This is a genomic window from Streptomyces sp. W16 (assembly GCF_033194735.1).
GTDB lineage: Bacteria > Actinomycetota > Actinomycetes > Streptomycetales > Streptomycetaceae > Streptomyces.
The window spans coordinates 15,268-28,036 of the sequence record NZ_JAWOAI010000064.1 but is presented as its reverse complement, the minus strand read 5'-3'; the positions used below and the strand labels follow the sequence as shown (position 1 = coordinate 28,036).

Below are 12,769 nucleotides of genomic sequence, written 5' to 3'. Positions count from 1 at the left end.
AGGGGGCGCTCCCCGCCGGCCGGGGCCCCGCCGCCGTGCCGCGGGGCGAGGGCGTCAGCCCTGGCCGGCCGTGGCCCGCAGGGCGATACGGTCCTCGCCCGCGTACACGTTCATGTTGCTGCCCCGCAGGAAGCCCACCAGGGTCAGCCCCGTCTCCGCCGCCAGGTCCACGGCCAGCGACGAGGGCGCCGACACCGCCGCCAGCACCGGGATACCGGCCATCACGGCCTTCTGCGCCAGCTCGAAGGAGGCCCGGCCCGAGACGAGCAGGATCACCCCGGACAGCGGCAGATCCCCGTTCTGCAGCGCACGGCCGACCAGCTTGTCGACCGCGTTGTGCCGGCCCACGTCCTCCCGTACGTCCAGCAGCTCACCCTCCTCGCTGAACAGGGCCGCCGCGTGCAGACCCCCGGTCCGGTCGAAGACCCGCTGCGCCGCGCGCAGCCGGTCGGGGAGGCTCGCGAGCAACGCGGGCTCGACACGGACCGGGGGAGTGTCGGCGATCGGCCAGCGGGTCGTCGTACGGACCGCGTCCAGGCTCGCCTTGCCGCACAGACCGCACGAGGACGTCGTATACACGTTCCGCTCCAGCGTGATGTCCGGAATCACCACGTCCGGGGCGGTCCGCACATCGACGACGTTGTATGTGTTCGTCCCGTCGACTGTCGCCCCCGCGCAGTACACGATGTTCCGCAGATCGTATGCATTCGCCAGTACACCTTCACTGACCAGGAACCCGGCCGCGAGCGCGAAGTCGTCGCCCGGCGTCCGCATGGTGATCGCGAGCGGCTTGCCGTTGAGCCGGATCTCCAGGGGCTCCTCGGCGACGAGCGTGTCCGGACGGCTGGAGACCACGCCGTCGCGGATCCGGGTCACCTTGCGTCGTTCCGTGACTCGTCCCATGTCCTGATCAGCCCCGGTTCTGTACGTACTGGTGGCCGAAACGGCCCTTGATGCGGAGGGTGCCGTGGGCCACCGGATCGCCGTGCGACGAGGTGACCTTCACGATCTCATTGTCCTGCACGCGCGGAGTGGGGTTGCAGCCCGCTCCGCAGCAGCAAAGGTTTCGAGAACGTCGAGAACGACCCTACGGCTGTGCCGGGCCCGCTCGGCGCCGGTCCGCACCTCCATACCGGGCTCGGCCCTGCGGAATCCCTAGTGGTGTCGCGGCCATTCGTACGCCCGTCGCGATCCTCATGCGGCACTCCTCAGCGCGAGCAGGTCCGAGATGGCGTGCACGGTGCGCAGGGTGGGCACCTCCACGCCGGTGATCTCCGCCAACTCGACGACGGCCGCGAGCAGTACGTCGAGTTCGAGCGGCTTGCCGCGCTCCAGGTCCTGGAGCGTCGAGGTGCGGTGGTCGCCGACGCGTTCCGCGCCCGCGAGCCGTCGCTCGATGGAGACGCCGACCTCACATCCCAGGGCCTCGGCGACCGAGAGCGTCTCGGTCATCATGATCTCGATGACCCTGCGGGTACCGCCGTGCAGGCACATCTGCCGCATGGTGGCGCGGGCCAGCGCGCTGATCGGGTTGAAGGAGATGTTGCCGAGCAGCTTGAGCCAGATGTCGTTGCGCAGTTCCGGCTCGACCGGGCACTTCAACCCGCCGGCCTGCATGGCCTCGCTCAGCGCCAGGCAACGTGCCGAGACGCTCCGGTCGGGCTCCCCGACCGAGAACCGGGTGCCTTCGAGATGGCGCACAACTCCCGGACCCGCAAGCTCCGTTGCCGCGTAGACGACACAGCCGACGGCCCGTTCGGGCGCGAGCACCGCGCTGACCGCGCCGTCCGGGTCCACGCTCTCGATGCGCTGCCCGTCGTAGGGACCGCCGTGCGCGTGGAAGTACCACCACGGGATGCCGTTCTGGGCCGCCACCACCGCCGTGGTGTCGTGCAGCAGGGGCTCGATCAGCGGCCCGCACGCCGCGTACGAGTTGGCCTTCAGACCGAGGAGGACGAAGTCGACCGGACCGATCTCCGCCGGGTCGTCGGTGGCATGGGCGCGGGCGGTGAAGTCGCCGCGCGGGCTGAGGACTTGGACGCCGTGCTGCCTCATGGCCGCGAGATGCGGTCCACGGGCGACAAGATGCACATCGGCGCCCGCACGGTGCAGCGCGGCGCCGACATAGGCGCCGATCGCACCGGCGCCGAGGACTGCGACTTTCACTGGGACTCTCCGTTCGGTCGAGGGAGTACCGCGGAGGTGGCTGCCGTCCGACCGGTGCGGACGGCGCCGAACAGTGTCGACGAAATATTGTCTACAGTATGGAAGATGGGTCGGCAAGGGTTTGGACAGCCGTGACCGGTCGAGTGGTGACTTTGATCGTTGGTCGGCGGATTTGATTTCTGGTTGGCGGGCGATCGGTCTGGTGACGGTGGGTGCGGTCAATTTCGAAGATGCGTTCTTGCTGCGCACGCAGAGCTCGCCCCTGCCACCACCAGCCAGCGGAAGGCTGAAGGACAGGAAAACGTTTCGCGGCCCTGGGCGGACGCTTCTAGCCTGCGTCAGGTGATGACAGCTGAAGACGTGTTGTTCGTCCTGCCCCTGCTACGACAAGCGAAGGCGGACGTCTGGATCGGTGGAGGATGGGGGATCGACGCTCTGGTCGGCGAGCAGACGCGAGACCATCGGGACCTGGACTTGATGCACCGGCAGGACCAGGAAGACGTTGTGGTGGCGGCCCTCCATGAGGTCGGTTTCGTGGAGACCCTGAACTGGAGGCCCATCCGATTCGTCGTGACGGCACCGGACGGACGAGAGATCGACCTCCACCCGCTGGTCTTCGCCGACGACGGCTCAGCAGTGCAGGCGTCACCCGAACCCGAACGTCCATTCACCTACCCGTCCTCATGCTTCGTGACGGGCACCATCCATGGGACGTCAGTCCTGTGCTTGTCCGCCGAACAGCAGGTCTACTTCCACCAGGGCTACGAGCCCTCGGAACGCGATCGTCACGACATGGCACAACTCCGCCGCGCCTTCGGCATCGCAACACACTTTTGATCCACGTCGGCGGGCGGAGAATTTCCTCACGTTGAGTGACTGATCGGGGTCTTCGAGCCGCCAACTAACGATCAAAGTCACACGAGTCAGTCGGCACCGGCCACTCCGGCCGGCACCGCCCTCGCTCGCCTGTGCCAGGATTCTCGGGTGGAGATGACCGACGTCACGCGTGCGATCACGGCTGCGACCTGGGTCGCCGCATCGCTCGGCCTGCCGGCCGACGACGCGATCGTTCTGCACAACTCGAACAAGCTGGCACTGCGGCTGACGCCGTGCGACGCCTTTGCCCGGGTCGCCCCTGTGGGGCAAGAGGTCGCGCGGTTCGAAGTCGAGCTCGCCCAGCGGCTCGGCGAGGCCGGATGCCCGGTGTGTCCCTTGGAGCCTCGGGTGGACCCGCGTGTGTACACGCGCGACGGCTTCGCGGTGACGCTGTGGACCTACTACGAGCCCGTGACGCCTCACACCTCACCGGTCGACTACGCCAAGGCGCTGGAGCGACTGCACGCCGGCATGCGCAAGGTCGATGTGCCGAGCCCGAGGTTCACGGACCGGATCACGGAGGCGCAAGAAGTTGTCGCCGACCCGGACCGCTCGCCGGAACTCGCCGACGCGGACCGCGTGTTCCTCGGCGGCAGGCTGGAAAGCCTGCGACGGGCGATCGACGACCGCGGTGCCGTGGAGCAGTTGCTCCACGGCGAACCGCATCCGGGCAATGTGCTCGCCACGAAGAACGGCCCGTTGTTCATCGACCTTGAGACGTGCTGCCGCGGACCCGTCGAGTTCGACCTCGCCCATGTTCCCGAGGCGGTCTGCGAGCACTACCCGAACGTCGACCAAGGGCTGCTGGACGAGTGCCGACAGCTCGTCCTCGCGATGGTCGCCGCGTGGCGTTGGGAGCTCGGCGACCAGTTTCCGAACGGGAGGCGATTCGGAGAAGAACTCCTGCGTGCACTGCACGACGGTCCTCCCTGGCCGACACTCGACACGATGAACAAGCGACTGGGCGGCCTGTAGAAATCTTCGAAGGGCATGTGACAGCGGCAAGGAACCACGCGACGAGACTGCCGCCGTCGCAACCCCGTCACAGCGAGCGTCCGGCCAGTGAGCGATCGGGCCGCAACTCCTCGGAGGAGAGCGACCGTTGGGCGCACTCTGCATACCGCTCACCGCATACGGTCGACGCGCCGCCTTCTCAACTCCCCTGTCACTCCCTACCGTCCGGGATCATGAGTCCCCCAGTAGCACCCCCGGCGTGGAGCCGCTGGCTGGTTCCCCCCGCCGCCCTCTCGGTGCACCTCTCCATCGGCCAGGCCTACGCCTGGAGTGTCTTCAAGCCGCCGCTCGAATCCTCACTGAACCTCAGCGGCACACAGAGCGCCCTGCCCTTCCAACTCGCCATCGTCATGCTCGGGTTGTCGGCCGCGTTCGGCGGCACCCTCGTCGAGCGCAACGGACCGCGCTGGGCGATGACCGTCGCCCTGATCTGCTTCTCCTCCGGCTTCCTGATCTCCGCGCTGGGCGCGGAGACGAAGCAGTTCTGGCTGATCGTCCTCGGCTACGGCTTCGTCGGCGGGATCGGCCTCGGCATCGGCTACATCTCACCGGTCTCGACCCTGATCAAGTGGTTCCCGGACCGGCCCGGCATGGCCACCGGCATCGCCATCATGGGCTTCGGCGGCGGCGCGCTCATCGCCTCCCCGTGGTCGGCCCAGATGCTGAAGTCGTTCGGCTCCGACAACACCGGCATCGCGCAGACGTTTCTCGTACTCGGTCTTTCGTATGCAGTCTTCATGACACTCGGCGTGCTGCTCGTGCGGGTGCCTCGCACCGAGGGCCCCACGGACACGGCGAACGCGCCCAGCGTCCTCACCGGCGTACAGGTCTCGGCCAACAGCGCCGTGCGCACCCCGCAGTTCTGGTGCCTGTGGGTCGTCCTGTGCATGAACGTGACCGCGGGCATCGGCATCCTGGAGAAGGCCGCCCCGATGATCACGGACTTCTTCGCGGACACCTCCACACCGGTCTCGGTGTCGGCCGCCGCCGGCTTCGTCGCGCTGCTCTCCGCGGCCAACATGGCGGGCCGTATCGGCTGGTCGTCGACCTCCGACCTGATCGGACGCAAGAACATCTACCGCGTCTACCTGGGCGTCGGCGCGGTCATGTACGCGCTCATCGCGCTGTTCGGCGACTCCTCGAAACCGCTGTTCATCCTCTGCGCCCTCGTCATCCTCTCCTTCTACGGCGGCGGCTTCGCGACCGTGCCCGCCTACCTGAAGGACCTCTTCGGGACCTACCAGGTCGGCGCGATCCACGGCCGGCTCCTCACCGCCTGGTCCCTGGCCGGTGTCCTCGGACCACTGATCGTCAACTGGATCGCAGACCACCAGAAGGACGCCGGCAAACACGGCGCCTCCCTCTACGACACCTCCTTCGTGATCATGATCGGGCTGCTCGTCATCGGTTTCGTCGCCAACGAACTCGTCCGGCCCGTCGACGCCCGCCATCACATCCCCGCCCCGAGGGAGGCCGTAGATGTCGAACGACAGCAGTCAGAGTCCGCCTGACCGGCGACCGCTGATCGCCTTCGCCTGGCTGTGGGTGGGCGCACCACTCGTGTATGGCGTATACGAACTGATCCTCAAGGCGAAGCAGCTGTTCACCGGCTGAATGTTCGGGTAACACCGTCAACCCCGGAACGGATGACGGAAGCCGACAACCCGGACGGCAGTTTCCTGTGGCATCACCTGCCGTCGTACCCGTGAGTCACTGGCAAGACTGGTGGATCCCGCTACCCAAGGCAACGAGGGGGACCACCTATGAACGGCACGCGGATCGCCGCCGTCGGCCACTACCAGCCCGCCAAGGTACTCACCAACGAGGACCTGGCGGGCATGGTCGACACGAGTCACGAGTGGATCACCTCCCGGGTGGGCATCAAGACCCGCCACATCGCCGGACCCGACGAACCCGTCGACGAGCTGGCCGCGCACGCCGCCGCCAAGGCCCTCGCCGCCGCGGGCCTGACGCCCGGGGACATCGACCTGGTTCTGGTCGCCACTTCTACGGCCATCGACCGCTCCCCGAACATGGCGGCCCGCGTCGCCGCCCGCCTCGGCATCCCGTCGCCCGCCGCCATGGACGTCAACGTCGTGTGCGCCGGCTTCACCCACGCCCTGGCCACCGCCGACCACGCCGTCCGCGCGGGAGCGGCCACCCGGGCCCTGGTCATCGGCGCCGACAAGATGTCCGAGGTCACCGACTGGACCGACCGTACGACCTGCGTCCTCGTCGGCGACGGAGCGGGCGCCGCCGTCGTCGAGGCCGCCGACGAACCCGGCATCGGACCGGTGCTGTGGGGTTCCGTGCCCGAGATGGGCCACGCGGTACGGATCGAGGGCACGCCCCCGCGGTTCGCGCAGGAGGGCCAGAGCGTCTACCGCTGGGCCACCACCCAACTCCCGCCCATCGCCCGCAAGGCCTGCGAGAAGGCCGGCCTGACCCCCGCAGACCTCGCCGGCGTCGTCCTGCACCAGGCGAACCTGCGCATCATCGAGCCCCTCGCCGAGAAGATCGGCGCCGTCAACGCGGTCGTCGCCCGCGATGTCGTCCAATCGGGCAACACCTCGGCCGCCAGCATCCCGCTCGCGTTCTCGAAACTCGTCGAACAAGGTGCCGTCCGCACCGGCGACCCCGTCCTGCTGTTCGGCTTCGGCGGGAACCTTTCCTACGCCGGCCAGGTCGTCCGGTGCCCGTGACCTGCGCACCCGCTCACATGTGACTCCGGATGTGACGAGGTCTACTCCCGTACCCCCTGGCCACTGTGCGCCGTAGACTGTAGACGATAGACAATCGATACTTGGCCGTACGGCCACTGTCTGCTGGCTACTGTCTGCAAAATGCCGATGTTGCCCAGGAGGGGGACCGCGATGTTGTCGCAAGGACTGCCGCAGGGGGCGGTGCCCAAGCTCGAACGCCCGGGCCCGCTGCGCGACCGCGTCTACGAGGCGCTGCTCGAACTCATCACCACGCGCGCCCTGCAGCCCGGCCAGCATCTCGTAGAGAGCGAACTCGCCGGGCACCTCGGAGTGTCCCGGCAACCCGTGCGGGAGGCCCTGCAGCGGCTCAACACCGAGGGCTGGGTCGATCTACGGCCCGCCCAGGGCGCGTTCGTGCACGAGCCGACGGAGGAGGAGGCCGACCAACTCCTCACCGTACGCACGCTGTTGGAGGCCGAGGCCGCCCGGCTCGCCGCCGTCAACGCGGGCAAGGCGGGCATCGCCGTCCTGGAAGAGCTGTGCGCGGAGGGCGAGCGTGCCGTCGACGCCGACGACGTGGACGCCGCCGTCGCCATGAACGCCCGCTTCCACGCGAAGATCATGGAGCTGGCCGGTAACGCCGTCCTCGCCGAACTCGCCGCACAGGTCGACCGCCGGGTCCGCTGGTACTACACACCGGTGGCCCGTCAGCGCGGCCTGACGTCCTGGATCGAGCACCGTCACCTGATCGACGCGATCGCGGCCCGCGACGAACTGCGCGCCGGCCTGCTGATGCGTGAACACACCGAGCACACCCGGCGGTCGTACCACGAGCGCGAGAAGTCCTGAGCCCCACAAGGCTCCTGACGCACCGACAGGCACGAAGGCGATGGCCCTCCCGTCCCGGGGAGGGCCATCGGACAGGTCCAGGTCCGCGATGGTGTCGTACGAACTGTCAGGTCGCGGGCTGTGGTTGGGGAACCGGCGCCGACTCCCGGTCCCCGCGCCCCGGTTGGCGCAGCAGCAGCGCGATCGCCGCCGCCACCATCGAGACACCGCCGGCCAGCGCGTACGCGCCGTTGTAGCCCCAGGCCGCCACCACCATCGAGCCGAGGCCGCCGCCGAACAGGCCGCTGACGAGCTTGCCGCTGTACACCAGGCCGTAGTTGGTGGCGTTGAAGTTCTCGCCGAAGTAGTCCGGGGTCAGAGCGGCGAACATCGGGTAGAACGCGCCGCCGCCGAAACCGGAGAGGAACGCGAAGAACAGGAACAGCCACTCGCTGCGCAGATGACCGGCCCAGATCACGCCGAACTGGGCGAGACCCAGGACGAGGATGACGAAGACCAGGGTGAGTTTGCGGCCCCACAGGTCGGACAGCCAGCCGACGACCGCGCGGCCGATGCCGTTGATGACCGCCATGACGCCCATCGAGGAGGCCGCCACCAGCGGGCCGAAGCCCACGTCCTTGGCGAAGTCGACCTGGAAGGAGATCCCGAAGATCGACACCCCGGCGGTCAGCACGATGGACAGCCACATCAGCGGCAGCATGCCGGTGCGGATGGCCTCCTTGGGCGTGAACTGCCTTACCGCAGGGGGGTTCTTGGCGAGGTTCGTCGCGCTCTTGCCGCTGCCGCCGTAGGTCAGCGGGTCGATGTCGGCGGGCCACCAGTTCTTCGGCGGATCCTTGAAGAAGAACGCGCACCCGAACACCACGATCAGGATGTAACAGCCGATCAGATCCAGGACCCGGTGGTAATTCCCGGTGTCGAAGGCGTAGTTGAAGATGAAGATGAACGGCAGCGAGCCGTAGGCGAAGCCGCCGTTGACGAACCCGGTGCGGGCGCCCCGCCGTTCGGGGAACCACTTGCCGACCATGTTTATGCAGGTCGCGTAGACCAGGCCGGCACCGATGCCGCCGACGACGCCGAAGCCGATGATCGCCAGCCACACGTTGTCCAGGTGCGACAGCGCGAGGAAGCCGATGACGCACATGACGGAGCCGAAGTACATCGCCCTGCGGGCCGTGAGGATGCCCTTCTCCCGCATCCAGCCCGCCGGGAAGGCGATGCCGGCCTGGAAGAAGACCCAAATGCTCAGGATCCAGAAGGTGTTGCTCTGCGTCCAGCCGTGCGCGCTGGACAGGGTGTCCTCCGCGGAGCCGTACGCGTACTCGAAGACGCTGATCGCCATCATGGCGATCCACGGGAGGTAGATCATGATCTTGCGTGAGTGGCCGAGAATGTCGCGGTCGGTCTCGCCGACACGGTAGACGCGGCCGTTGGCGTCGGTCACTTCACGGTAGGGACGGTTCGCGGCGCCGGATTCGTTCGTGGTGATGGGATCTGCGGTCATGTCACGCCATCTCCTCGCCGAGCGGGTGCGGATTGGGCACGATGCGCCGGGAGTTGGGCCTGCCCGGAGCCTTGAGGAAGAGCGCCAGCACCGCGGAGGCCAGACCCACGGAACCGGCCAGGACGAACGCGCCGTGGTAGTCCCACTCACCGACGACGACCGCGCCCAGACCGGAGCCGACGAGCCCCGAGATCAGCTTCGAGCTGTAGACCAGCCCGTAGTTGCTGGCGTTGTTGTTCTCACCGAAGTAGTCCGCCGTCATGGCCGCGAACAGCGGGAAGATCGCCCCGCCGCCGAAACCCGAGACCATGGAGCAGAACAGGAAGAACGGCATACTGCCCATCTGGCCCGAGACCAGCACACCGAACTGCGCCGTACCCAGCACGAGACACACGATGATCAGCGTGTGGCGGCGGCCGAAACGGTCGGAGATCCAGCCGATGACACCGCGCCCGGTGCCGTTGACGATCGCCTTCAGGGACATCGCCGTGGCCACGATCCCGCCCGCGAAGCCCATGTCCTTGCCGAACGGCACCTGGAAGGCGATGCCGAAGATGTTGATGCCGGCCGTGCACAGCAGACAGAACCACATCATCCAGAGCACGGGAGTACGGGCGGCCTCCTTGGGGGTGTACTGCTTGACCGCCGGCGGGTTCTTCTCCAACGCCCGCCGGATCCTGGGGTCTTGGGCCGCCTTCAGCGGATCGACGTGCGCGGGCCACCAGTTCTTCGGCGGATCACGGAAGAACCAGCCCGCCGACGCCACCACCAGACACAGTCCGACGCCGACCAGACTGAGCAGCACCTTGTAGTTGCCGAGGTCGAGCACGGAGGTGAACAGGAACACGAACGGCACCGACCCGTAGGCGAATCCGCCGTTCACGAAGCCCGTCTTGCCGCCCTTGCGCTCCGGATACCACTTGCCGACCATGTTCACGCAGGTCGCATACACAAGACCGGCGCCGATGCCGCTGCACATACCGAAGCCGAAGTAGGCGACGAGCACGTTCGGTGCGAACGCCAGCGCCACATAGCCCAGCAGCGTGCCGAGCGCGCCGATCAACATGGCCGTACGGGCCGGGAGTCTGCCACTCTCGCGCAACTGCCCGGCGGGAAAGGCCACGGCCGCCTGGAAGAACACCCAGACGCCCATCAGCCAGAAGATGTGCCCACTGCTCCACAGATGCGCGTCATGGAGCGTGTCCTCCGCCGACGTGAACGCGTACTCGGCGGAACTGATGCCCATCATGCCCACCCAGGGCAGGACGACCATCCACTTGCGCGCCCGGCCCATGATGTCGACATCGGATTCACCGATGCGGTACACACGGCCGTGACGGTCCGTCACCTCCCTGTGGGAGACGGACGTCGGGTAGTCCGTTGTTGCCATCGCTCAGTGCCCCTTGCGTCGAAAGTCTGGCCAGCGCCCCCTGTCCAATGCCTTTCGCGTGCGCACGGGTCCCCGGGGCCGGCCGACCGCACTGTCGGCCGACCCCGTGATCACCTACGTCATGAACCACCGCCCAACAGGCCTGCCGCGCGCGCCCATTGGTACTTCGCGCCGAGGACGGCCACCGGCTTCTCCGTCGTGTACGGGTACGCCACCACCCCGCGCTCGTACAGGTACTGGCAGGCCTCCTCGACCTCGACGTCACCCGCGAGCGATGCCACCACCGGCTTCTCGATGCCGCGCTCCCTGAACTCGGCGATCACGCGCGCGGTGAGTTCCGCGAAGACCATCGGGGGAGTGACGATGGTGTGCCAGTAGCCGAGGACCAGCGCGTGGATGCGCGGATCCTCCAGACCGAGCCGGATCGTCGCCTCGTACGTCGACGGCGGCTCGCCCCCGGTGATGTCGACCGGGTTGCCCGCGGCCCCGAAGGGCGGGATGAACTTCCGGAAGGACGCGTCCAGATCCGGCGGAATCTCCATCAGGGAAAGGCCGTTGTCGGTCACCGCGTCCGAGAGGAGCACGCCACTGCCGCCGGCGCCCGTGATGATAACGACGTTGTCGCCCTTGGGAGTTGGCAGCACGGGCAGTCCGCGCGCGTACTCCAGCATGTCGTTGAGCCCGGGGGCGCGGATGACTCCGGCCTGCTTCAGGATGTCGCTGTACACGGCGTCGTCGCCGGCCAGCGCGCCCGTGTGTGAGCCGGCGGCCTTCGCCCCCGCCGCTGTACGACCCGCCTTCAGGACAACAACTGGCTTACGGGGAACGGTCTTTCGGGCCGCCTCGACGAACGCGCGGCCGTCCTTGAGGTCCTCCAGGTGCATCGCGATGCACTCGGTGTGCGAGTCCTCACCGAACCAGGTCAGCAGGTCGTCCTCATCCAGGTCCGACTTGTTGCCGAGCCCGACGATCGCCGACACACCCGTCTTCGTGGTCCGCGCGAACCCCAGGATCGCCATCCCGATCCCACCGGACTGCGAGGTCAGCGCCACCCCGCCCTTCACGTCGTACGGCGTGCAGAACGTGGCGCACAGGTCGTGCCAGGTCGAGTAGTAGCCGTAGATGTTCGGCCCGAGGAGGCGGACGCCGTAACGCTCGGCGATCTCGACTATCTCTTCCTGGAGTTGGACCTCACCGGTCTCCGCGAAACCGGAGGGGATGAGGACGGCGTTGGGGATGTTCTTGCGACCCACCTCCTCCAGTGCCGCTGCCACGAACTTGGCGGGAATGGCGAAGACGGCCACATCCACCTCACCGGGAACGTCCGTGACACTCTTGTACGCCTTGCGGCCCAGAATGTCATCGGCCTTGGGGTTCACCGGATGGATCTCCCCGGCGAAACCGCCGTCGACGAGGTTGCGCATCACCGAGTTGCCGATCTTGCCCTGCTCGTTCGAGGCACCGATCACGGCGACCGAGGTCGGCTCCATCAACCGGCGCATGGTCGTCAGGATTTCGTCGCGTGTATACCGTCGACGGGGTACCGGCTGCGACTCGGCGAGGATGACGCGGATGTCCGCCGCGACCGCGCCCTCCGGAGTCGCGATCACCGGGTTGAGATCCACCTCGGCGATCTCCGGGAAGTCCGCGACCAGTTGGGACACCCGGCGGATCTGCTCCGCGATCGCCCACCGGTCGACGGCCGGCGCGCCGCGCACCCCGCGCAGGATCTCCGCCGCCCGGATCGAGTCCAGCATCGACAGCGCCTCGTCCGGGCTCACGGGCGCGAGCCGGAACGTCACGTCCTTCAACACCTCGACCAGTACTCCGCCGAGCCCGAACGCGACCACCTTCCCGAACGTCGGGTCGGTCACCGCGCCGACGATCACCTCCTGGCCCTGCGGCAGCAACTCCTGCACCTGGACGCCCTCGATGCGAGCGTCGGCGTCGTATGCACGCGCGTTGTCGACGATCTTGTGGAACGCGGCCCGTACGTCCGCCGCACTTTCCACCCCGACGATCACTCCGCCGGCGTCGGTCTTGTGCAGGATGTCGGGCGAGACGATCTTCATCACCACCGGCCCGCCGAACCGCGCCGCGTACGCCACGGCCTCGTCGACGTCCGTCGCCAACTCCTCACCCGGTACGGCGATCCCGTACGCGTCGGCGATCACCTTGCCCTCGGGTGCGGTCAGCGCGAACCGTCCCTCGGCCCGCACGGAGTCGAGGAGAGCGCGCACCCTCAGGACCCGGTCCTCTGCCATCACG

General features: G+C 67.8%; 11 protein-coding genes and 1 pseudogene. 6 read left to right on the top strand and 6 right to left on the bottom strand.

Annotation, left to right across the window (positions count from 1 at the left end):
- Window positions 1-54: 54 nt before the first annotated feature.
- The 3 genes and pseudogenes from fdhD to R6V09_RS11615 form a co-directional block, all read right to left on the bottom strand.
- Window positions 55-903: a formate dehydrogenase accessory sulfurtransferase FdhD gene (gene fdhD / locus R6V09_RS11625; RefSeq protein WP_317881301.1), complete on the bottom strand. Its 849-nt coding sequence runs from the start codon at window positions 901-903 to the stop codon at window positions 55-57.
- Window positions 904-910: 7 nt separating this feature from the next.
- Window positions 911-1,054: pseudogene (locus tag R6V09_RS11620) on the bottom strand (2Fe-2S iron-sulfur cluster-binding protein); the annotation flags it as partial.
- A gap of 140 nt (window positions 1,055-1,194) precedes the next feature.
- The gene (locus R6V09_RS11615; RefSeq protein ID WP_317881300.1) at window positions 1,195-2,166 is read right to left on the bottom strand and encodes a 2-dehydropantoate 2-reductase; all 972 of its coding nucleotides are present in this window, start codon (window positions 2,164-2,166) and stop codon (window positions 1,195-1,197) included.
- A 345-nt stretch (window positions 2,167-2,511) separates the two neighbouring features.
- Here R6V09_RS11615 and R6V09_RS11610 point away from each other — a divergent pair, with 345 nt between their 5' ends.
- From R6V09_RS11610 to R6V09_RS11585, 6 genes are all read left to right on the top strand, one after another.
- Window positions 2,512-3,003, top strand: a complete 492-nt coding sequence (locus tag R6V09_RS11610) for a nucleotidyltransferase domain-containing protein (protein WP_317881299.1) — start codon at window positions 2,512-2,514, stop codon at window positions 3,001-3,003.
- Between the two features lie 153 nt (window positions 3,004-3,156).
- A complete protein-coding gene (locus R6V09_RS11605; RefSeq protein ID WP_317881298.1) occupies window positions 3,157-4,017 on the top strand; it encodes an aminoglycoside phosphotransferase family protein in 861 nt (286 codons plus the stop codon).
- A 212-nt stretch (window positions 4,018-4,229) separates the two neighbouring features.
- Window positions 4,230-5,567, top strand: a complete 1,338-nt coding sequence (locus R6V09_RS11600; RefSeq protein ID WP_317881297.1) for an OFA family MFS transporter — start codon at window positions 4,230-4,232, stop codon at window positions 5,565-5,567.
- The gene (locus R6V09_RS11595; RefSeq protein ID WP_317881296.1) at window positions 5,536-5,670 is read left to right on the top strand and encodes an MFS transporter small subunit; all 135 of its coding nucleotides are present in this window, start codon (window positions 5,536-5,538) and stop codon (window positions 5,668-5,670) included. The genes R6V09_RS11600 and R6V09_RS11595 overlap by 32 nt, the downstream gene beginning before the upstream one ends.
- A gap of 149 nt (window positions 5,671-5,819) precedes the next feature.
- The gene (locus R6V09_RS11590; RefSeq protein WP_317881295.1) at window positions 5,820-6,758 is read left to right on the top strand and encodes a beta-ketoacyl-ACP synthase III; all 939 of its coding nucleotides are present in this window, start codon (window positions 5,820-5,822) and stop codon (window positions 6,756-6,758) included.
- Window positions 6,759-6,929: 171 nt separating this feature from the next.
- Complete coding sequence (locus R6V09_RS11585; protein ID WP_317881294.1) at window positions 6,930-7,607, top strand: GntR family transcriptional regulator; 678 nt, start codon at window positions 6,930-6,932, stop codon at window positions 7,605-7,607.
- 106 nt (window positions 7,608-7,713) lie between these two features.
- Here R6V09_RS11585 and R6V09_RS11580 read toward each other — a convergent pair whose 3' ends face one another.
- From R6V09_RS11580 to R6V09_RS11570, 3 genes are all read right to left on the bottom strand, one after another.
- Window positions 7,714-9,111 carry an OFA family MFS transporter gene (locus R6V09_RS11580; protein WP_317881293.1) on the bottom strand — a complete coding sequence of 466 codons (1,398 nt, stop codon included), beginning with the start codon at window positions 9,109-9,111 and terminating at the stop codon, window positions 7,714-7,716.
- Between the two features lies 1 nt (window position 9,112).
- A complete protein-coding gene (locus tag R6V09_RS11575) occupies window positions 9,113-10,501 on the bottom strand; it encodes an OFA family MFS transporter (protein ID WP_317881292.1) in 1,389 nt (462 codons plus the stop codon).
- Between the two features lie 119 nt (window positions 10,502-10,620).
- Window positions 10,621-12,765 carry an acetate--CoA ligase family protein gene (locus R6V09_RS11570; RefSeq protein WP_317881291.1) on the bottom strand — a complete coding sequence of 715 codons (2,145 nt, stop codon included), beginning with the start codon at window positions 12,763-12,765 and terminating at the stop codon, window positions 10,621-10,623.
- Window positions 12,766-12,769: the final 4 nt, after the last annotated feature.

Excerpts from the sequence above, each read along its gene's own strand:
- R6V09_RS11570 (WP_317881291.1), bottom strand. The coding sequence starts at position 12,765 with ATGGCAGAGGACCGGGTCCTGAGGGTGCGCGCTCTCCTCGACTCCGTG.
- R6V09_RS11590 (WP_317881295.1), top strand. The coding sequence starts at position 5,820 with ATGAACGGCACGCGGATCGCCGCCGTCGGCCACTACCAGCCCGCCAAG.
- R6V09_RS11605 (WP_317881298.1), top strand. The coding sequence starts at position 3,157 with ATGACCGACGTCACGCGTGCGATCACGGCTGCGACCTGGGTCGCCGCA.
- R6V09_RS11575 (WP_317881292.1), bottom strand. The coding sequence starts at position 10,501 with ATGGCAACAACGGACTACCCGACGTCCGTCTCCCACAGGGAGGTGACG.
- R6V09_RS11595 (WP_317881296.1), top strand. The coding sequence starts at position 5,536 with ATGTCGAACGACAGCAGTCAGAGTCCGCCTGACCGGCGACCGCTGATC.
- fdhD (WP_317881301.1), bottom strand. The coding sequence starts at position 903 with ATGGGACGAGTCACGGAACGACGCAAGGTGACCCGGATCCGCGACGGC.
- R6V09_RS11580 (WP_317881293.1), bottom strand. The coding sequence starts at position 9,111 with ATGACCGCAGATCCCATCACCACGAACGAATCCGGCGCCGCGAACCGT.
- R6V09_RS11600 (WP_317881297.1), top strand. The coding sequence starts at position 4,230 with ATGAGTCCCCCAGTAGCACCCCCGGCGTGGAGCCGCTGGCTGGTTCCC.
- R6V09_RS11610 (WP_317881299.1), top strand. The coding sequence starts at position 2,512 with ATGACAGCTGAAGACGTGTTGTTCGTCCTGCCCCTGCTACGACAAGCG.
- R6V09_RS11585 (WP_317881294.1), top strand. The coding sequence starts at position 6,930 with ATGTTGTCGCAAGGACTGCCGCAGGGGGCGGTGCCCAAGCTCGAACGC.